Genomic DNA, 21156 nt, shown 5'->3' with positions numbered 1-21156 from the left:
CCACCTCTTCGTTCAACGGCTGTTAATAGCATCCTTCGTATCATTCATGTTCGTCTTCGTGTCATTCGTTCCTTCGTGGCCTTCGTGTCTCGTTGTGTTCTTAGTGCTCCTCTCGTACTTCTCACCAAAATACACAAATTGATACAACTCCTGCCAGCTTCCTAACAGCCTTCGACAGTTGGTTGCTTTTTTTCGACCATCTGGTGACCTGGTCAACCGTCGAAAAAACAACAGCGATGGCCGAAACATTTTTTTATCCGCTTACTACCCTGTTAATATTGCCTGATAATTTAAATCAACGCTATGGGACAAACAATTGACCGCCGCTTCTGGCTTAAACAAGCTGCACTCACCATCGGAGGCTTATCTATTGCTCCACACCTGGTCGCCGGTGATCACCAATACATGCCACCCGGAACATCGATTCGTCTTCATGCCAACGAGAACCCTTATGGCCCTTCGCCACTGGCGAGAAAAGCGATGGCCGATGCGATTCTCTCTTCGAATCATTATCCCTGGGAAGTAACAACCCAGCTCAGGGAAAAGCTTGCTACAAAATATGGATTGACAAAAGAAAATGTATTAATAGGCGCCGGCTCTTCAGAAATCCTGGGCATCGTCGCTCAATATGCCGGTCTTAAAAATGGAAATGCGATTACCGCTAATCCCACATTTGGCATTTGGTTTACCGCGGCAGAGAAATCCGGATTGCAATTGATCAAAATACCGTTGACTGCTGACAAAAAACATGACCTGCAGCGGATGAAAGAACAGATCACTGATGATACCCGCCTGTTTTATATCTGCAACCCCAACAATCCTACGGGCACTGTGTTGCCTGCTGATGATTTAAAAAACCTGGTCAGTGACGTCACCAAAAAAACGCTGGTATTACTGGATGAAGCCTATACCGAATATTCAGATGAGCCCACCCTTACCGCCATGGTCAAAGACAATCCCAACCTGGTTATTGCCAAAACATTTTCCAAAATATACGGGATGGCCGGCGCACGGATCGGCTTTGCACTGGCACATGCCGACACCATTAAACAACTAAACGAATTACAACCCTGGGCCAATGCCGGCGCCAGCGCTGTTTCACTGGCCGGTGCATTAGCCTCACTCGACGATCAGTCATTTGTAAAAATGTCAAAAGCTAAAAACACGGAAGCAAGAAAATTAGTAACGACTGCATTTGATGAGCTGAACATTCCCTATATCCCTTCGCACACCAACTTTCTTTACTATTCCCTCAAAAATCAAAAAAGCGATCTGTTGACTGCATTGGCCAATCAAAATATCCGGACCGGGAGATTATCGGATGATAAAGAAAAGTGGACCAGGATTTCCATCGGTACAAAAGACCAGATGCAACAATACCTCCAAATAGTAAAACAATCTTTCAAATCATAAACCATTAACCATGCAAACTTTTCGAAAAACAATTGTAACGCTGCTTACCAGTTTTCTTTTTTCAACCATTTTGTTAGCACAGCAAAACGAAGAAGCAGCCGTAAGAGCCTGTCTTGAAAACTATATGAGTGGCGATGGCAACCGGATGGAAAAAGCCTTTCATCCCAGTGCCACCATGAAATACATCGACGCAAAAACCAACGAGTTCAAAGATGTGCCCATCGCTGATTTCATTGCACGGGTAAAAGCCAACACCAATAAATCAGAAAGAAAAATAGAGATCGTGGCCCTGAATATTGAAGGCAATGCCGCTAACGGAAAAATCAGGATCGAGTCAGGAGATGTGACTCTTTACGACTACATGAATATGCTGAAGATCGATGGCGAATGGAAGATCGTCAGTAAGATTTTTTCAAGAACGAGTAAGTAAGATGCCTGAGGTCGGATGTCTGAAGTCGGAACGTAAACTCAAAATAGAACATCTGACCTCCGATCTCGGGCTTCCGACTTTGGACTTACATTCCCGGAAACCACGGCCGTCCAATTCCCACCCTGAATGGCCAGGGAACTGCTACCAGGATCATCAATAAGGCAATAATAAAAAACCAGAATGCTCTTTTATATTTCACTTCATCGGCAACGGCTTTCTTGGCCATACCATGACCGAGTGTGATCATGGTAATAGCGAGGATCATAAACACAGGATGCTCTACCCAAAAAAAGCGGAAGAATTTATCTTTCATCACACTCACACCTTCGGGCGGTGACACCACCAGCATACCATATCTTCCCCACAGCCATTGATACAAACCGACCAGCAGAGTGATATGTCCGGCGATCATTGTAAACAACCACACTTTTTTATCACCCGGCGAAAACGCCTTTTTTCGCTGCCAGCCTGAAAATGCTTTGAAAATGGAAATCACTAACAGAATAAGAATAACCCAGCGAAGAAGATTGTGCAAATGAACTAACCCTGTATCCATAAACAATTGGTTTTAGATTGAATATTTGAGCTTCGAAGTTAGGGCAATCAGGTTAACCTCAAAACATCTGAAGCCGACGTGGTCGCAAGCATTTTCACCTTTCACTTGTCATACTGAGCCTGCCGAAGTACACTTTTCACTTCTCACCTTTCACTTTTCACTTTCTCATTATTCCACCCAATCGGCAATAAACACATTGGTATCCCTGGTGCCGCCATTGTTGCGGTTGCTGCTAAAGATAATTTTTTTACCATCGGGTGAAAACATCGGGAACGCATCAAAGCCTTTGTCACGGCTCACCTTATTCAATTCCGTTCCATCTTCGTTGATCGTATAGAGATTAAAAGGAAACCCTCTTTTATACTCATGGTTGGAGGCAAAGATGATGCGCTTGCTGTCCGGCATATAAGTAGGCGCCCAGTTGGCCTGGCCGAAGCTTGTTACCTGTTTTACATTCGAGCCATCTGCATTAGCAACAAACACTTCCATATTCGTCGGCGCCACCATATTTTCCACTAGCAACTCTTTGTATTCTTTTATCTCTGCATCGGACTTAGGCCTTGATGCCCGCCAGATAATTTTTTTACCATTGGGACTAAACCAGGCCCCGCCGTCATAGCCCAGCGTATTGGTGATCCGCTTTTCTTTTCCTGTTTTCAGGTCCATGATATAAAGATCAATATCGCCATCCTTGTCACTGGTGTAGATCATTTTCTTACCATCAGGACTCAATGTAGGCTCTGCGTCATATCCTTTTGCATTGGTCAGTTGTTTCACAATTTTTCCATCGAGGTCGGCCATAAAAATATCATAGCTGTCGTACAGCGGCCAGATATATTTATTGCCATATTTTTTCCGGTCGGGAACAGGCGGGCAATCGTCACTACCGAGGTGAGTAGAGGCATAAATAATATGTTTACCGTCTTTGGTAAAATAGGGGCAGGTGGTTCTGCCTTTGCCGGTACTCACCATTTTATAGGTAAATTTTTCACCCGGTGCCGGCACTTTACCAATAAAGATCTGGTCGCAATTAATCCCCTCTGCCGGATTGGTACGTTGAAAAATAATATACTTGCCGTCATAGCTCCAGTAAGCTTCCGCATTATCACCACCAAATGTCAGTTGCTGAATATTTTTAAAATGAGTTTCATCGGGATAAAGGATGGTGTCGTTGGAAATGAGTTGGGAGCCGGGAGTTCGGAGTCCGGAGTCGGAAGAAGTTTTAAATGAAGTGATCATCACCACCAATAAAACAGTCACCAGAGATAAAATAAGTTTTTTCATCATTGATCGTTTATATGAAGCGAAGCAAAGTTATTTTTGACAAACTTAGCTTTGTCAGCAAATTGTAATAGCTGCTTTTAGATACATTAGTTTTGAAGATATGAAATGAGCCGTAAATTTTTCGAGGTAAATTAAACCAACCACCGGTGAAAATTTTATGGCGAATTCCATTTGGCCGAAACACAATAGAAATATACAAATGAAATCGATTTCTTTTTTTTTATTATTCGTGATGATATGGGGTTGCAACAATAACGAAACCAGGTCCCCTTATGACGATATTCTATCCCAACCTCCCTATTCATCCATCACCGACAGTATCCGCAAAGAACCCAACCGCGATGAGCTGTATTTCCGCCGTGCGGTGTTGTTAAATAAAAATAATTTACCCGAACCCGCCTTAGCCGATTTCAAAAAAGCCTGGGTGTTGGCCCCCAATGAAACCTATGCAGTAGGTGTAAGCAATATCCTGTTGGAAAAAAAACCAGACTCTGCCGTTATTTTTTTAAACAAAGCGATACAGGAAATTCCCAATAGTCTTTTCTTACAGCTTAGCCTGGCTCGTTCTTATGATGCATTGAACAAAACAGATGAAGCCTTAGCAGTTTGTGATCGTATCCTGCAGGCGGAACCTAACCAGGTCAATGCGCTGGTATTAAAATCGGACCTGCTGCTCAAAAAAGAAGATATTCCCAATACCATTGCAACATTGGAAAAAGCGTATGCAATTGTACCATCCAACCGGGAGATCAGTAACAAACTCGCTTATCAATATGCGGAAAGCAAAAATGTCAAAGCCATTCCACTCGCCGATTCCATGATCAGCAGAGATTCGCTGCATTTGTTTGCCGAACCTTATTATATCAAAGGACTCTATTATTCCAACATTAAAAACCACGCAAAAGCTATCCAGGAATTTGATGCCACCATCAAAACCGATCACCGTTATTTAAACGCCTATATCGAAAAAGGAAAGATCTTGTTTGACCAAAAGAAAACAACGGATGCTTTAAAAACATTTCAGCTCGCCAACACCATTACTCCCTCCTTTCCCGATGCCTGGTATTGGATCGGCCGTTGTCTTGAAGCACTCGGCCAAAAAGAAGAAGCCAAACTGAACTACGAAAAGGCCTACAGCCTCGACAAAACTTTCACGGAAGCCAAAGAAGCAGCGGAGAAGATTTGAGTTTTCGATTGCAGTTTGCGGCTTATAGTATTCAGTTACCGGTTACCAGTTGCCCGTTACCAGTTTCAGGTTTTTCCAGCGCCTCTTTTTTTTTTAGAGATGCTACGAAGGCAAGTCCTTCCGCCGCGGCGGAGAGGATTTAGGAGGGCGCCGAAAAAGCAGCCTGCCTGCCGGCAGGCGCTTCCCGTAGCCCCGCATACTACGAGGCGGAGTCTCCGTCCTACTATTGGGGATTAGACAAGCGACCTTCAAATCATCAAACTCTTTGTGCGTTGGCCAGAAAAAAAGGCGGAGCATTCTTTTTTTCTTGATCTTTTTGCCTGGCTGCCGGCAGGCAGGTTTCTCCAGAGCTTGCCGAAGGATTCCATCAAGGGAAAAAGAAAAGAATTAAAAATAAGCCGAACATCAATACTGAATCCGGTTGCCGGCAACTGGTAACCGGCAACTTATATTATCTTGCGCCTCAAAAATATTCCTATGCCCATTGTCGCTCCATCGCTTTTAGCTTCCAACTTCTTCCACATGGAAGCCGAATGTAAAATGCTTAACGAAAGTGAAGCCGATTGGTTTCACCTCGATGTGATGGATGGACGTTTCGTTCCCAATATCAGTTTCGGCCCCATGATCATCGAGTTCTTCCGCAAAGCCACAAAAAAACCCTGCGATGTTCACCTCATGATCCTCGAGCCCGGCAACTATGCCGAAGAATTTAAAAATGCCGGCGCCGATCATCTCACCGTGCACATCGAAGCCTGCCCGCACCTGCACCGTAATATAGAACAAATCAGATCATTGGGTATGAAAGCGGGTGTTGCCATCAACCCACATACACCTGTATCAGCCTTGAATGATGTGCTGCATGAAATTGATCTCGTCTGCATGATGAGCGTCAACCCCGGTTTTGGCGGACAAAAATTTATTCCGCATACATTAGAAAAAATAAAACAACTCCGCAAGATGATCGATGAGCGTGGACTAAAAACCCTGATCGAAATAGATGGTGGCGTCACATTGGAAAATGCTACCACCATCATCGCCGCCGGCGCCGATGTATTGGTAGCAGGCAATACAGTCTTCAAATCCCCCGATCCAAAAGCCACGATCAAACAACTAAAGCTACTATAAGCCACGAATTACACTAATCACACTAATTTTTTTGTACCGCCAGGTTTCTTTTGATTCATTCGTGCAATTCGTGGCTTTCCCTATCTGTGTCAATCTGTGTTCATCTCCCGAAGTGTCGGGACAAGTCGCGGCAAACCTTTTATTCGTGTACTGAGCTTGTCGAAGTATTCGTGTCATTCGTGGCTTTCCCTATCTGTGTTAATCTGTGTTCATCTCCCGAAGTGTCGGGACAAGTCGCGGCAAACCTTTTATTCGTGTACTGAGCTTGTCGAAGTATTCGTGTCATTCGTGGCTTTCCCTATCTGTGTTAATCTGTGTTCATCTCCCGAAGTGTCGGGACAAGTCGTGGCAAACCTTTTATTCGTGTACTGAGCTTGTCGAAGTATTCGTGGCTAACCAATGCAATTCGTGGCTTATCTACTTCGTTATTGCACATTAATTGCCTAATATTGTCCGCAAATCCGCCACTACCGAATGAACCGGCCAAAAACTCTCTTATCCTGCTTATTCATTTTCCTTAGCATACTGGGCTTTGCCCAAAAACCGCCTGCCGCCAAAGCAAGTAAATCAGCTTATGTCTCCGGTAAAGTCATCGATGAAAACGAAAACCCTTTACAAAACGTCTCCGTCATCATCCTCGGCAAGCAAACCGGCATTGCCACCAACGACAGTGGTTACTTCCGTTTAAAAGTACCCGCCGAAAAAGCCTTCGCCATTGTATTCAGCTATACCGGCCACCGCGAAGAACAAAAAAACTTTCTGCTCAGCCCCGATGAAGAAGAACACATCACCGTGCGACTGGAACAGGGCAGCGCCACGGTGTTGAAAGAAGTCATCGTCACCGACCAGCGTGAAAGAACCGAAGCCGGCCTCATTCGCCCCAATCCCAAATCCATTATCAACCTTCCTTCGGTGACCACCGGTGTGGAAAGCCTGATCAAAATATTTGTCGGCTCCAACAATGAGCTCACCTCGCAATACTCCGTTCGCGGCGGCAGCTATGATGAAAACCTCATCTATGTAAACGACTTTGAGATCTTTCGTCCCTATCTCGTCAGGAATGGCCAGCAGGAAGGACTCAGCTTTATCAATCCCGAGCTGGTGCGCAATATCAACTTTTACAATGGCGGCTTCCAGGCAAAATATGGCGACAAAATGAGTTCGGTGCTCGATATCCAGTACAACAAACCAAAACGTTTCGGCGGTTCAGCTTATATTGGTTTATTGGAGCAGGGCCTGCATCTCGAAGGCACCTCGGCCAACAGCAAATTCACCTACCTGGTCGGTGCCCGCAACCGCAGCAACAAAAACTTACTGAGCCGGCAGGAAACCCAGGGCAACTACGTGCCTTCCTCCGCCGACGTACAGGCGCTGTTAACTTACCAGCTTACCAACAAATCAACGGTTGAACTCTTCGGCAACATCTCACAAACCAAATTCTCCCTGCAGCCCGAGTTCAGCCAGCTCACGTCTTCGGTGTTCTCGCCTTTCTTCACGGCCAACCTCGGTCTCGACATCTATTTTGATGGCAATGAAAAAGACGAATACCGCACCAACATGGTGGGCCTGTCCTTTACCAACCAGCTCAGCAAAAAGCTAAAGCTAAAATGGATGGCCTCCCGGTTTGAAAACGATGAGCGGGAAAATGTCGACATCACGGGAGCTTACTTATTTGGCCAGCGGGACTTTGATAAAAGCAAGCCCAGCTACGGGCTTATTGTAAATCCCCTGGGCGCCGGCGTGTTTCAGAACTATGCAAGAAACCGGCTCAACATCGAAAACTGGAGCTTTGCCCACAAGGGCAATTTGGAAAAAGGCCGGCAGGCTTATCAATGGGGCATCACGTACGACCGCACATCCATCAATGATAAGCTCAACGAATGGGAATTCCAGGACTCGGCCGGTTATTCCCTGCCCTATCATCCCGATATGCTGCGCCTCAGCAAAGTGCTTAAATCAAAAGCCGATCTCAGTATTGATAAATTCTCCGGTTACGTGCAGGACAATATCCGCTTTGGCGACTCATTAAATGCTTATACACTCACCGTCGGTGTACGATACAACTATAATTCGCTGAACAAAGAAACGCTGATCTCACCCCGTATCGGTGCCAGTTGGAAACCCAACTGGAAACGTGATTTTGTTTTTCGCATTGCCGCGGGTGCTTATCATCAGCCGCCCTTCTATCGTGAGTTGAGACGTTATGATGGCACAATCAATACCGAACTCAAAGCACAAAAAAGCTGGCAGGGCCTGTTGGGATTTGATTACAACTTCATTGGCTTTGGCCGGCCCATGCGCTGGACCACTGAAGCCTACTATAAACACATGACCGATGTAGTGCCTTATGATGTAGACAATGTTCGTGTCCGCTACTTTGGTGAGAACAGTGCCAAAGCCTATGCCGCCGGTATTGAAATGCGGCTCTATGGCGAGCTGGTCAAAGATGCCGAATCATGGATCAGCATCGGCCTTATGAATACCAAAGAAGATATCAAAGGCGATACCTACAACGAGTATACCCTCAACGATCTCAACGAACCTATCGACAGCGTCACGCTGGAAAAAGGTTGGGTGCGCCGCCCCACCGACCGCCGCATCACCTTTGGTATGTACTTCCAGGACTACCTGGCTACCAACAAAAATTTAAAAATGTATCTCAACCTGCTTTATGGCAGCAACCTTCCGTATAATATTCCCAACAATACCAAATACCGCAATGGCCTGGAGATACCCGCTTATATCCGTGCCGATGTAGGCTTTAGCGCCCTGCTGCTGGATAGCGACCGCAGCAAGCGCCGCAGCCATAGTCCCTTTTTGGGTTTTGATAATATCTGGGCCAGCCTCGAAGTATTCAATATCATCGACCGGGACAATACTATTTCCTACCTGCTCATCAAAGATTTTTCCAATACTACTTATACCATGCCGCAACGATTAACGCCGAGATTGTTGAATTTTAAAATTGTGGCGAGGTGGTAAAGGGAAGATGTCATGGTGAGTTTATCGAACCATGACTAAGAGTGAGCTCGTCGAAGGGTGACGCAAGAAAGATGATTATGTAGCCAACTTTAGTATTTCATGGCATCGCCTGTTGCGACGCTCCGTTCAGGGTTCGGTAATTCTGCTCAGCTATGCTTTGATAAAACGGTTAATTCGAAACACAAATGACATCAATAAAAATGAACATCGTAATTGCTACTACACTTTTGATTGCTCTTAGCTGTGGGCAACTAAATAGTTCTACGAATGAAAGCGGCCAACTTGTGGTTAAAGAAGAAGAGCGGAAAAAAGAGTCTACCAATATTCCCAACACAGATACAATAAAACCTCTGACAAAGGAAACACCGGCCAATAAATATTTCCCCTTTGAATTACTTGACATCGAGGGACACTTTCAAATAGTTGCTCCAATCGAAAGCAAGGATCTGTATCCAAAATATTATGACTTTTTTCAAAAGCATGGATACGAAGGAAATGGATATTGCTGGCAGGGGCACATTACACAAATACTGGAACAGCTTGATAAATCCCTATTAAAACATATAGACTTTGATCCGGAAGCAGGCGGCTTTTATGCCACAGCTGACACAAAAGAAAACCAACTAAAATTTGTAGAATTACTAAGTCCTATTTTTTCAGACCTAAGGAAATTAGAGGAATGGATAAAAAAAGCTGACCGCTCGAGAATTGATGACTGAAAATAAAAAAATAACTTTCACTAATAAAGTTCGTGAAGACACGAACCTCGGCAAGAGGTACATACTGATTATCTTTAAAAAAGTTAGCAATGGAGTTTATTATTACATCGAGTGAAATAAAAAAAAATAACGGTGCTAATAGTTTGTTTGACAAACTTAAAAATATTGCTAAAGGTCAAAAAGGCTATTGCTACTACAAGTATCCAATCGCCGGGGGGTTAGAGTCTCATTTACCCGATATCGTAATAATTGACCTAGATTATGGCGTTTGTGCCATCGATGTATATTCATTCACTAAGATTGATGACATTGATTCAGCTGCAGAGCTAGAATGGACTATAAATTCAAAAAAGGTTGATTCACCTTTACTAAAACTTGAAGACTATGAAATTAACTTAAAAGGGAAGTATGAAAAATATCGTTTACTTAGAGGTAAAGTGAAAATAAACTATCTTTTAATCTTTCCCCAAATTAAAAAATCTGAATTTACCTCAAAATTTAAAATTTATGCTTATGACGTAATTGATCATTTTATTTTTTCTGATTTTTTGGACCAACCTTATGAAAATTTCTGGAAGGAAAAATCATATTTCGAGAATAGCTCTATTAAAGGCCTATTTTTATCTGTATCACAAGGAGCTGGAAGACTGAACAATTATAAAGGAATAGTTGAGGGAATAAAAGCAAATAAAATCGGAGAAGCGATAAAATTAATCGATACAAGAATATCCTATTTAGACAAACAGCAACATGCTGCAGCGATTCAAATTCCAGATGGTCCTCAAAGAATCCGAGGAATGGCTGGGACAGGAAAAACAATAATCTTAACGATGAAAGCTGCATTCCTACATAGTAGATATCCAAACGCTAAAATCCTATATACTTTCAATACTCAAAGTCTGTATAATCAAATTAGGGATTTAATTACCAAGTTTTATCGGGATACAGAAGAGAAGGATCCGGACTGGAATAATTTATTGATCCTCCATTCGTGGGGCGGTAAAGCTAAAGAAGGAGTTTATTCAAGAGCTTGTCTTCGAAATTCCATTGAGTTTATTCCTTTAATGCAAGCTTCAAGTTTTAGTAAGGGTGACGATGCATTTAACTATGTATGTAATGATGCTCTCAAATATCCTTTATTAAAGGAGTATGACTTTGTTTTAATGGATGAAGCTCAGGATTTTCCACCAAGTTATTTCCAACTTATTTATCGACTTACAAAAGAACCAAAAAGAATCATTTTTGCGTATGATGAATTGCAATCATTGAATAATCTCTCAATTTCAGATACTGGCGACTTATTTGGATATGCTAAAGATGGAAGCAAGATTGTGGACTTCAGCAAAGGATATTATGAAGGAGGAATTGAAATGGATTATGTTTTGTACAAATCATATCGAAATCCGTTACAAGTGTTAATGACTGCACATAGTATTGGGCTTGGATTATACAACAAGGATGGCTATATGCAAGTTATTGACAACAAAGAAGTATGGGACGCAATAGGATATGAAGTAATTGAAGGATCTTTTCAAAATGTTGGTGAGCAAATAATTATCGAGCGACCTCAAAAAAACAGCATTAGCCTAGCAAATGAATTGTATAGCGGAAACCGTCAAAGTCTACAGTACTTTAATTTTAAAACAAGAGATGAAGAAATTTCATGGATTGCAAATGAAATAGAAAAAGACGTCAAACATGAGGGCATTGAACCCCATGACATAATAGTAATATCGTTGAACCAAAAGTTCATAAAGAATCATTTCATTCCTCTACAATCAAAGCTTTTTTCAAAAGGAGTACCAAGCATTATTCCAGGTATTGGAGGGGTAGATAGAGATAAGTTTGGAGAAAAAGGATTCGTTACTTTATCTACGGTTTATAAAGCAAAGGGAAATGAAGCATTTGTTGTTTATATTATGGCATTTGATTATCTATATGATTATATAGATTTTGTTTTCGCAAGAAATAGAGCATTTACTTCAATAAGCAGATCAAAGGGCTGGTGCAGAATATCTGGAACAGGAATCCAAATGGAAAGAGCTATTTCTGAAATAAAGGAAACAATTCAAAGAATTCCTAGATTCCTATTCAACTTTCCCGATCCTGATAAAATCGCAAAAAAATTAAGCCAAGAAGAACACGCTAGAAGACTCCAAGAAAAAAAGAAAAGTTCTAAAACAATTCAAGACCTTTTGTCATTGGATGAAGAAGCAATAGAATTAACTGAAGAACAACGGGAAGTGCTAAGAAAAAAACTAGGACTATGATCTCTGCAAAAAAATTACACTCAAACTTACTTTTAGCATATAATCATTATTCAAAAAAATATTCAATATCAAATCCACTATTTCATTTAACACCCAACGAAAAAATTTTAACCTGGGTTAATTACAAAACAAAAGAATTTTTTTATTCCTACGAGGAATATTATCAGTGGGTGAATGAAAATCTTCAATACAGTTTAGCAATTTCGGAAACAGCTCTTATACAAGTATTTTTTGAAGAAAGAAATCATAAAATAACACGAGGATCTCTTTCTTTTTTACCTCATCCCGATTTATTAATGTCATACTTCAGGTTTGACATGGATATAATAAACTGTAAAAACTATTATCATAACACTTATCACATTAATTTTGGATACAGGTCAGACGACGTAAGATATAGCTTAAACCGATTCCCATATCCAAGCGAATTTGTTAAGTTTTGTCTTTTTTTAATAGGGAATGAAGAATTCAAGCACTTTAGTAAGAAGAAATTTTTTTTAGACCTGAATTCTTACGGCGAAACTTATTCGCATTTGTTTGATTTTACTATACTTTAAATTTCTACCTACCCCCGCTGTCAGTTGTTCAATAAATAAAAAATGTCGAACGGTTCCTCGCTCTAACTTTCAAAAATTCAATGAGCAATTACTATCTTGTCTAAAAAAAATAAATGTTGGCATTATTAAAAAAGACAAAGACCGAGATTTGGGAAGGTAATTACAAATATGATGAACATCATTCTTTTTCGAAAGATTACGGCGTGCCTTTCACAATCGAACTGAAAAGAAAATGGTTTGGGAGAATAGAAGGAGTCGTTCAGGATGATTTTAATAAAGGAGGAATGAAAGAAAAGGGTAAGATCAAAGGAAGAATCAAGGCCAACCAGATTACTTTTGTCAAAAGGATGCCTAATTTTTTTGGTCACGATCTCCTGGGAAATCCCATTAATCTCAATATACCTCATCCCTTGCTACATTATAAAGGAAACTTTAATTCACTGAAAAAAAATTTGAAGGCACATGGCGCATTGATCCGATTATATTTAAAGGAGAAGATAACAAGTACTATAAAAGCGGTACCGCCACTGGAAGATGGGAAATGAGCCAGCGGACTTAAATTTCCTTCCTTTGAGTTTTTGTCACGAAGATTTTCAAGCCGCAGATCGTCCGTAATGTTCAAAAAAATAAAAAACTAGAACGGCCGATGCGGAGACTGCATCTCCGCATCAGCTTCGCAGAAGCTACCTATATCTGAATATGCTTGCTATCGACTTTTTCAGATAAAAGCTATGTAGAAATGGATTTTTTTGATACTATTGTTTTCAAGTCTCTTTTGTCTTATACTGTTGAACTACATCAATTAATTAAAAAAATTTATGCTACTAGGAGTTTTGGGAACAAACGAATTAATAATATTATTAATTCTAGCCATTGTCATTGGAATCTTAATTTCAAAATTTGGAAAAAACATGAAAACGTTTTTCGGGGTTTTCTTTTTAATTATAGGATTAATTGGCATTGGTCTCGGCATAGCTGCTTTAGTTGAAGTTTCCACCAGAACAGATTCGTTTGAAGGAAGAGTTAAGGACAGATTTAATGAGTATTATAGGTCTGAGAACGAGACCAACAAACTGCAGGAATTCTTTTAATAGCCGGTGGTGCAGTTTTTTTTATCATTGGTATAATAATGGTCGCATCCAAATCAAATTCACAAAGAAAAAAAGAAGCGGAACTTGAAGTTTTAAAAAGCATGCCATCCTACCTTAGTCAAACAGAACAAAAAATAGAAGCTCAAACAGTTAAGAACTTTGGGCCATCTGTTAATGACATGTATGCCCAGCTGGAAAAACTAGGAAAACTAAAAGAGCAGGGTATATTAAATGAAGAAGAGTTTCAACAACAAAAAAAGAAAATTCTCGGATAGTTTCCAGTTGTCCTTAGTGTCCTTTGTTATCCGTAGTGTTCAATAAAATGAAAAAGCCCAATGGCTATGCGGAAATTCCGCCTCCACATGAGCCTGCCCCTATTAAATAATTTTGGATATATTGCAATAACTAAATTCTTCATTATGAAATTCAATTTTTTTAAAAAGAATAAAGAAAATGTAGAGGTCAAAGAAGGTCAATCTGAAAAAATTGAGGTTTCAATTAAATATAGTTATGAATGGAATGAAGACGTTCCTGAAGCAGAGAAAGACACGCCTGATTATCCATCGAGAGCATTCTGCAAAAAATTACTTGAATTAAATAGACTTTACACTCGTAGCGAAATAGAACTAATAAGTCAACGTGTGGGTTATTCCGTTTGGGATAGAAGAGGCGGTGAGGGCTGCAGACACAGATGGGTTTCTCAAACAGTTGTAAAGAAAAGTGAGCAATAATTCGGGGGGGGGTGAAATAGTTAGTATTTGATCTTACGGACAATGTCAGACAAGCTTAAACTAATCGTACAGTTTTAAACCCTTGATATTTTCTTGGCAATGTCCTCCCAGTTCTCCTTAGAATGTCCGCTTCGGTTGGTATGGCGGGAGGAAGAAAAACACTTGCCAAGGCGGGATATAACTATCGATAATTTTTATTTAAGACGAACATTTTGATGGACTATACTTTGAAATTTTTTAATTAATAACTCCAGTTGATGCATGGTGAGCATAACCTCAAACCAATTATTAGGATGTTTCGGATCCACGTCTCTAAAGGTAAATTTTGTTAACGTATGTATCTTACTTAAATCACCATTAACTTCCTCTGGTGTAGGTACGTGCATAGTAAAATTGGTATGTCCTAGGGCGTTCCTAACTCGCCGTATCACGTATGACAATTTTGGATCGGCTTTATCTTCGGGAAGACCAGATACTCCAGATAGTCCCCAATCTGGATCAAGAGTAGAAATAGCTTGATCTGGAAGCAGGTCGCTCCAATTTTCTTTCGTAATAAGTAGCCCGCAAAACAAATAGCCGACAAAACTCCCTGGACTAAATGGTATTTTCTGGTCTTTTGCACCTGTTCCTTTTAGCCAATAATTATAAAAATCAATTAAGGATTGAGTATTTGCTTCATGATTAAATAGTGCATTAGTTATCGTGTCCAAAAAACTGATTGAGAACATTGCTCCAGTAACCAAATCAATCGTATTTTTTTCCTCGTCAGGCGTTTTAGCCATATTTATATTTTGAACTTCGAAGTTAATGCTCCACCGAATTAAATACAACTAAATGCGTTTTCCCCTCGTCGCCCGTAGTGTTCCGAGCAATTAGAAAAATAAAAACTATAGGATGTTATACGGGGACTGCGTCTCCGTATCAGCTTCGCAGAAGCTGTCATACCTGCAAATAACAACAGCCGACATTGTGGAAAACACCGTCGCTTTGTGTGCAAGCTGTGGACCCGGCCCCGGTTGCCTGTAGTGTTCTACAATAAAAAGAAGATTACTTCCCAGGTTATCCGTAGTGTTCAATAAAATAAAAAAAGTTCAATGGTTATGCGGAGATTGCATCTCCGCATCAGCCTCAACGAGGCTGGCAAACTTGCACCAAAAATAACAGCCCGGAGATAAAGGAAACCTGGCAATGAAGTAATGGATTTGCGCTAAACTAAGCTCTGCTTTCTCGAATCGCTTTTACAATTCTGTCTGTCCGTCTTTCTTGCCTTGAATTATTAAGAGATACTACTGCCCATATTGCTGCAGGTATCCAGCCCAATACTGTAATCTGTAAGATGATGCAAAGAATACCAGCAAAAATCTTTCCGCGCAACAAAAATGAAAGCCATGGAAGTAAAATAGCCAGCAGTGTCATTTTTAGTCTTTGTTTATAGATGAAAATAAGTCAACCTAAATTTTCAAATTATCGTGATTGCTTAACGATTGGTATGTAAAGTTTATTGTAACCTTAGCGATGTGATTTGCACCTGTCGCAGTGCTCAATAGCTGATTATTTTTTATCCAACATCTTTTCCAGCAAAGCAATTTTTTCTCTTTCGCTTTTTAGTAATGCTTCATAAAGCTCAACCATTTTTTCCAATGGGTTAAAAGTAGGGTAACAGTTAACAGCATTCATTGTTGATGCATCATGACTGTTGAATGTATTTGAAATAATATTTATTACACTCTCCTCACTAAATGTTTTAATAGCCTCAGGTGTAACCTTCAACACCTTCGCCACCTTCTCCAACATATCCTTATCCAATGCTTCCTTTTGCTCCATTGCAGACACAGCCTGCTGGCTAAGGCCCAGCTCCAGGGCAAGGGCATCCTGTTTTATACCCAATATCTCCCGTATGCGTTTTACATTTCTTCCTTCGTGTATTGTTTTTTCTGTCATAGTTGTTGGTTTAATAAAGATAGCATCTTAGTATGTTCCTGGCTCCGACCAAAGCGTCGGAGGTGAGGTTTTGCAAGTATAAGCCATTTATCAATGGTAAACTACAAGAATGCTACGGTAAAATACAATCCGGTATGGTAGGTCACGGCAATAAACCGTTTTTACTTGCAGCCATAAATCAGCCCGCCAGGGAGTGTATAGCAAAAGCCGGCAACCTTGTTTTTAATCTTTATACAAAACCTTATTCACTATGCGAATCACCAATGACACTAAACCCCTTCCCAAAAAACTGCCCAAACCAGGAGCCAAATGGATGATTGAAGACTATGCCCGCATCCAGGAGTTTCGTTTTCCCTTGCCCATGGGCTTTTTGGTGCTCTGCAAATTATGGGATACCACTCCCAATGAACTGCTGTCCGATTTTATAGACAACCTGGGCTGCGGCAGTTGGAAACGGGAGGGCCGTGATGAGGCCAAAGTAAATCTGTTAAACTATGCTATCGAAATGAACTACGGCCAGCAGTTCTACACCAAACAGGAAATCCTGCAAATGTTCACCGAGCTCGATGCCATTGGCATGCTTTGGCCAAACGGCGCCAAAGAAAAAATGATGAACCTGCATGCAAAATGGCGCGACAAATACTATTACTGGTGGTTCAAAAAATGGTACAACAAGCTCCGCCGTAAGTAAAATGAAAATAATATTCACAAAGGGTTGCCAACCTTTCAAGGGTTGGCAATCCTCAACCAAACTCTCACCCCAAAACATAAATCCAATCAATGAACAGCACAAACTCAATTCAACTAATAAAAGGACTCTTGCAGCGCCTCTTTTTCGCCTGTTATAAAACCTCTTGCTGCAATCAGCAAGCCGGCGAAAAAGCAGCGCCTCCAGTTGCTTCGCATAGCACGAAACAGGGTCTTCGTACTTCCAACCAATGCGGTTGAGGAAACGACCAACCGCCATCGGAGTCCTCGTGCGTTGGCCCGGCAAAACCCGCGGAGCGTTGGTGTTTGCCTTGAACTTTTGGTTCTTTTCGTTCAAGCGAAAAGAACAGAAATAAGTGATCGCTTATAAAAACAAAATAGCCAGGTATGCTCTGCTTCAATGAACCCGAATGGCTCAAACTCCTCTTCCTCCTCGCCGATACCCAACAATGGCTCGACGACATGAGCAAAGAAATGTTCATACATCTCCCCCTCGGCGACAAAAAGAAATTCCTTCGCAAGAATTATTACCTCAGCATTTCCGCATTAGCACACATTATAGAAAGACATTACTACAAGATTCCCCGTTATCCCAACACCGGTAAATTCCATATTCCGCTAACAGAGATCTTACATCACATTCGTGAAGCCCATGCATTACATGCCAATCCTGTAAATGGTTCTTTAAACTTTCAGCGCATAATAAACACCGGGCAGCCCATCGGCTTCGACAAAGCCGGCCAGCCCACTACCATTATTACCATCCTCACCGATGGTGGTGGCAAGATCATCACCGCGTTTCCAGGCACTGTAAATAACGAGACATAAGAGCACATGTCGCCCCTACAGGGCTTGAAATAATAATTGATGAACAGGTCTACCCACATCAGGCCCCGCTGGGGCCAAAATCTTCGCCACCAGAAAAATTAAGTCAATACTCTTTTCCCAATTATCATTGCCCGGACATCGCCTAAGAATCATTATGAGCGAAGACGGCTGCAAATCACGCAATACCGCTTTACTGACATGAAGATCGGGGAAGGTCGCCCCAATAACGAAAACGTAATGGAGTCTTCGCCGAAATTAGAAGACTCCATTTAAACAAAATGATCGCTTACAGATTCAACTATTTAAGCCTTTGCCGGAGCGATGTTTTGATTAATGCGAAACATGTTATCAGGATCATACTTACGCTTCAAAATAGCCAACCTCTCATATTTTTTTCCATAGCCTTCTTTAACGCGGTCCTGGCCTTCGTCTCCAATATAGTTCAGGTAAACGGCCTTTGCCATAAAAGGCTTCATTGCATCATAAAACTCCCGTGTCCATTGGATATTTGTTTCTGAATCGGCAGCATCGGTCCATTCGGATGTAACAAGAAAATTGAATTCACAATTCCGGTTTCCAAAAGCGGTCTCATCTTCACCAATTTGACTCATAGCGCAGTTGCCAATATGTTCGAGAACAACTACAGTTCGTGGAGAAGGAGCACTGGCAAAGAATTTAAGCATAGTATCAATGGCGCCATCATCAAGCCCATTGAGAAAGTTTGACTTCCAGTAATTATATAATCCCCGCGGCCATAGAAAATCTGCCATCGTTTGAGCCGCACTGTAAGGCATTGGTTGAAAAATGTCGGCTGCAGGCGGGCCAAATTCGCGGAGCGGACGCAAAACCTCTTCACCGATGCTGAGAGTTCCCGTATAAACGCCGCCCATTGCTACGATACCTTCCTGGTGCAATACCTCCGGCAAGGGGAGTTCAGCAGGGGGATGAAATAGCAAGGCTCCTCCCGTTAGCTCCATCGGTGATTGATTCGAAAAGTCACGCCAGTACTGTAGAGCTTTTCTGCCTTTTGATGCAGGATGCAATACCAGGCCACCCAAAACTGTACCGGCAGGATGTACTTTGAATTCGAACGATGAGACAATTCCGAAATTCCCACCACCACCGCGAACACCCCAGAAGAGATCTTCATTTTGAGTTGAATCAGCAGTAAGAAGCCGTCCATCTGCAGTTACAACATCTGCGGACAAGAGATTGTCCAGCGCCATGCCATGCTTGCGAAGGAGCCATCCCAGTCCGCCACCCAACGTAAGTCCTGAAACCCCGGTGGTAGATACATAGCCGCCTGTAGCAGCAAGACCGAAAACTTGCAGGTCGTGGCTAAGTTCGCCCCATGTAACACCAGGTTCAACCCGTACCGTGCGATGTGTGGGATCAATTCGTACTCCTTTCATGCCGGAGAGGTCAATGACAATTCCACCATCACAAACCGAACTTCCTGCAACATTATGACCGGCGCCGCGAACAGCTACGAGCAGGTTGTTCTTTCGGGCGAAGTTGACGCTGGCAATGATGTCGGTTACGGTAGTACATTGAACGATCATAGCGGGACGTTTGTCAATCATTCCGTTGTGTACCTTGCGTACCTCGTCATAAACAGCGTCGTTGGTACCAACCAGTTTTCCCCGAAGGCTGTTCTTAAACTCATCAAGAATTTTTTTTGAAACTACGCTTTCTTCACCCGTGGTTGTAGTAATCCGCACATTTGATATTATATCTTCCAGTTGATCTGCCGGGGCGGCATTACCCTCAACCGTTGCATTTTCTGTAATCATAATGAAAGATTTAATAGTGAGATAAAATTTTTTAGGACACATTAAGGAGACATAGAAATCACTTGAGGAATACAAAAATAAAAATATAATTCAGGCGACTTCCGGCTTTTACAGTATTTAATTTTCCGTTTCTCCGGTCTTCTGTTTCATCAGGGTTTTCAAAATATTTCAGCTTCTTTCGGGATCTTCAAATAATAATCTGCAATAAAGAAAATGTTACTACAAGATTCCCTGTTATCCCAATACCGGTAAATTTCATATTCCGCTAACAGATATATTACACCACATCCGCGAAGCTCATGCATTACCAGTCACCCCTGTAAAGGGATGTTTGAACTTTCGGCGGGTAATCACCACCGAACAACCCATCGGCTTCGACAAGGCCGGTCAGCCCACTACCACTATCACCATCCTCACCGATGGCGGAGGCAAAATCATCACTGCCTTTCCCGGCACTCTCAATACCGTACCATAAAAGCACATGCCGCCCCTACGGGGCTTTAAAAAAATGAATGATAACCGTGGCTACCAATATTCGGCCCCGCGGGGGCCGCTTCACTAAGTGGCACACCAAACTTCGCCGCAGCTAAAATGATAAAATGCAAATAAACAACCAATATAAAAGGACACTACCAGCGCCTCTTTTTCGCCTGATGTAAAAATGGAATTGGCATCAACCCTCCCGGCGAAAAAGCAGCCTGCCTGCCGGCAGGCAGGCGCCTCCAGTTGTCACGCATAGCAAGCAGCGGAGTCTGGCACCTTCCACTACGATTACAAAAACGACTTCCAAACTATCGGAGTCCTTGTGCGTGGGCCGGACAAACGGCGGAGCATTCGTTTGTCCTTGGCTTTTTTGCTACTTTTTTTGTCAAGAAAAAAAGTAGAGAATGATGAAAAATAATTACAGGTCTTGAATCAAAGGCTCAGGCCAAAAAATAAAGAAAGAAAAATAAGTTTATGTCTTCCTTCAATGAACCCGAATGGCTCAAACCCCTCTTCCTCCTCCCGATACCCAGCAATGGCTCGACGACATGAGCAAAGAAATGTTCATACATCTCCCCCTCGGCGACAAAAAGAAATTCCTTCGCAAGAATTATTACCTCAGCATTTCCGCATTAGCACACATTATAGAAAGACATTACTACAAGATTCCCCGTTATCCCAATACCGGTAAATTCCATATTCCGCTGACAGATATATTACACCACATCCGCGAAGCTCATGCATTACCGGTCACCCCTGTAAAGGGATGTTTGAACTTTCAGCGGATAATCACCACCGAACAACCCATCGGCTTCGATAAAGCCGGTCAGCCCACTACCACTATCACCATCCTCACCGATGGCGGCGGCAAAATCATCACTGCCTTTCCCGGCACTCTCAATACCGTACCATAAAAGCACATGCCGCCCCTACGGGGCTTTAAAAAAATGAAGGATAACCGTGGCTACCAACATGTGGCCCCGCTGGGGCCGGCTTACTCAATAAACACGGTCAGCCATTTCGCACAGGTAATTTTACGAAAGAGAAAAAACGAAAAAG

The 21156-nt window shown here is 42.0% G+C and carries 22 protein-coding genes; 14 read left to right on the top strand and 8 right to left on the bottom strand.

The genetic code is table 11. The annotated features are described in order from the left end of the window. Positions 1-12 precede the first annotated feature (12 nt). A complete protein-coding gene (locus ACFEL9_RS06530; protein WP_385887370.1) occupies positions 13-249 on the bottom strand; it encodes a hypothetical protein in 237 nt (78 codons plus the stop codon). Between the two features lie 54 nt (positions 250-303). Here ACFEL9_RS06530 and ACFEL9_RS06525 point away from each other — a divergent pair, with 54 nt between their 5' ends. Beyond that, the gene (locus tag ACFEL9_RS06525) at positions 304-1413 is read left to right on the top strand and encodes a pyridoxal phosphate-dependent aminotransferase (RefSeq protein WP_385887367.1); all 1110 of its coding nucleotides are present in this window, start codon (positions 304-306) and stop codon (positions 1411-1413) included. Positions 1414-1423: 10 nt separating this feature from the next. After that, on the top strand, positions 1424-1843 hold the full coding sequence (locus ACFEL9_RS06520) for a nuclear transport factor 2 family protein (RefSeq protein WP_385887365.1): 420 nt from the start codon (positions 1424-1426) through the stop codon (positions 1841-1843). An 85-nt stretch (positions 1844-1928) separates the two neighbouring features. Here the strand turns inward: ACFEL9_RS06520 and ACFEL9_RS06515 are convergent, their stop codons facing one another. Both ACFEL9_RS06515 and ACFEL9_RS06510 read right to left on the bottom strand, forming a co-directional pair. Next, the gene (locus ACFEL9_RS06515) at positions 1929-2399 is read right to left on the bottom strand and encodes a hypothetical protein (RefSeq protein WP_385887363.1); all 471 of its coding nucleotides are present in this window, start codon (positions 2397-2399) and stop codon (positions 1929-1931) included. A gap of 168 nt (positions 2400-2567) precedes the next feature. Then, on the bottom strand, positions 2568-3683 hold the full coding sequence (locus ACFEL9_RS06510) for a TolB family protein (RefSeq protein WP_385887360.1): 1116 nt from the start codon (positions 3681-3683) through the stop codon (positions 2568-2570). 199 nt (positions 3684-3882) lie between these two features. On the opposite strand from ACFEL9_RS06510, the gene ACFEL9_RS06505 reads away from it, so the two are divergent. The 9 genes from ACFEL9_RS06505 (at position 3883) to ACFEL9_RS06465 (ending at position 14344) form a co-directional block, all read left to right on the top strand. Continuing rightward, on the top strand, positions 3883-4869 hold the full coding sequence (locus ACFEL9_RS06505) for a tetratricopeptide repeat protein (RefSeq protein WP_385887357.1): 987 nt from the start codon (positions 3883-3885) through the stop codon (positions 4867-4869). Between the two features lie 477 nt (positions 4870-5346). Further along, complete coding sequence (gene rpe / locus ACFEL9_RS06500) at positions 5347-5994, top strand: ribulose-phosphate 3-epimerase (RefSeq protein ID WP_385887355.1); 648 nt, start codon at positions 5347-5349, stop codon at positions 5992-5994. Between the two features lie 474 nt (positions 5995-6468). After that, entirely contained in the window at positions 6469-8976 is a 2508-nt protein-coding gene (locus ACFEL9_RS06495; RefSeq protein ID WP_385887352.1) for a TonB-dependent receptor, read from the top strand. A 185-nt stretch (positions 8977-9161) separates the two neighbouring features. Beyond that, positions 9162-9695 (top strand): Imm51 family immunity protein, encoded by a 534-nt coding sequence (locus ACFEL9_RS06490; protein ID WP_385887349.1) that lies wholly within the window; start codon positions 9162-9164, stop codon positions 9693-9695. A gap of 89 nt (positions 9696-9784) precedes the next feature. Continuing rightward, on the top strand, positions 9785-11965 hold the full coding sequence (locus ACFEL9_RS06485; RefSeq protein WP_385887346.1) for a DEAD/DEAH box helicase: 2181 nt from the start codon (positions 9785-9787) through the stop codon (positions 11963-11965). A 670-nt stretch (positions 11966-12635) separates the two neighbouring features. Then, positions 12636-13067: a hypothetical protein gene (locus tag ACFEL9_RS06480; RefSeq protein WP_385887343.1), complete on the top strand. Its 432-nt coding sequence runs from the start codon at positions 12636-12638 to the stop codon at positions 13065-13067. Positions 13068-13340: 273 nt separating this feature from the next. Continuing rightward, positions 13341-13613: a hypothetical protein gene (locus tag ACFEL9_RS06475; RefSeq protein WP_385887340.1), complete on the top strand. Its 273-nt coding sequence runs from the start codon at positions 13341-13343 to the stop codon at positions 13611-13613. A 38-nt stretch (positions 13614-13651) separates the two neighbouring features. After that, a complete protein-coding gene (locus ACFEL9_RS06470) occupies positions 13652-13888 on the top strand; it encodes an SHOCT domain-containing protein (protein ID WP_385887337.1) in 237 nt (78 codons plus the stop codon). A 144-nt stretch (positions 13889-14032) separates the two neighbouring features. Next, on the top strand, positions 14033-14344 hold the full coding sequence (locus ACFEL9_RS06465) for a hypothetical protein (RefSeq protein WP_385887335.1): 312 nt from the start codon (positions 14033-14035) through the stop codon (positions 14342-14344). Between the two features lie 194 nt (positions 14345-14538). Here the strand turns inward: ACFEL9_RS06465 and ACFEL9_RS06460 are convergent, their stop codons facing one another. The 3 genes from ACFEL9_RS06460 to ACFEL9_RS06450 all read right to left on the bottom strand — a co-directional run bounded on the left by ACFEL9_RS06460 (position 14539) and on the right by ACFEL9_RS06450 (position 16285). Continuing rightward, positions 14539-15126: a HEPN family nuclease gene (locus tag ACFEL9_RS06460; protein WP_385887332.1), complete on the bottom strand. Its 588-nt coding sequence runs from the start codon at positions 15124-15126 to the stop codon at positions 14539-14541. A gap of 430 nt (positions 15127-15556) precedes the next feature. Beyond that, positions 15557-15760, bottom strand: a complete 204-nt coding sequence (locus tag ACFEL9_RS06455; protein WP_385887330.1) for a YqaE/Pmp3 family membrane protein — start codon at positions 15758-15760, stop codon at positions 15557-15559. 135 nt (positions 15761-15895) lie between these two features. After that, on the bottom strand, positions 15896-16285 hold the full coding sequence (locus ACFEL9_RS06450) for a helix-turn-helix domain-containing protein (RefSeq protein ID WP_385887327.1): 390 nt from the start codon (positions 16283-16285) through the stop codon (positions 15896-15898). Positions 16286-16535: 250 nt separating this feature from the next. Here ACFEL9_RS06450 and ACFEL9_RS06445 point away from each other — a divergent pair, with 250 nt between their 5' ends. Next, complete coding sequence (locus ACFEL9_RS06445; protein ID WP_385887324.1) at positions 16536-16976, top strand: hypothetical protein; 441 nt, start codon at positions 16536-16538, stop codon at positions 16974-16976. A gap of 404 nt (positions 16977-17380) precedes the next feature. After that, entirely contained in the window at positions 17381-17821 is a 441-nt protein-coding gene (locus ACFEL9_RS06440) for a hypothetical protein (protein ID WP_385887321.1), read from the top strand. Positions 17822-18123: 302 nt separating this feature from the next. On the opposite strand, the gene ACFEL9_RS06435 is transcribed toward ACFEL9_RS06440, so the two are convergent. Both ACFEL9_RS06435 and ACFEL9_RS06430 read right to left on the bottom strand, forming a co-directional pair. Continuing rightward, positions 18124-19614 (bottom strand): FAD-binding oxidoreductase, encoded by a 1491-nt coding sequence (locus ACFEL9_RS06435; RefSeq protein WP_385887318.1) that lies wholly within the window; start codon positions 19612-19614, stop codon positions 18124-18126. A 304-nt stretch (positions 19615-19918) separates the two neighbouring features. After that, on the bottom strand, positions 19919-20095 hold the full coding sequence (locus ACFEL9_RS06430) for a hypothetical protein (protein ID WP_385887315.1): 177 nt from the start codon (positions 20093-20095) through the stop codon (positions 19919-19921). Positions 20096-20594: 499 nt separating this feature from the next. Between ACFEL9_RS06430 and ACFEL9_RS06425 the strand changes: the two genes are divergently transcribed. Next, positions 20595-21011, top strand: coding sequence for a hypothetical protein (locus tag ACFEL9_RS06425; RefSeq protein WP_385887312.1), 417 nt, complete (start codon positions 20595-20597; stop codon positions 21009-21011). Positions 21012-21156 lie beyond the last annotated feature (145 nt).

It is taken from the genome of Terrimonas alba, assembly GCF_042434975.1.
Classification (GTDB): Bacteria; Bacteroidota; Bacteroidia; order Chitinophagales; family Chitinophagaceae; genus Terrimonas_B; species Terrimonas_B alba.
The sequence above is the reverse complement of the archived record's forward strand: the minus strand, read 5'-3'. Positions and strand labels throughout refer to the sequence as shown.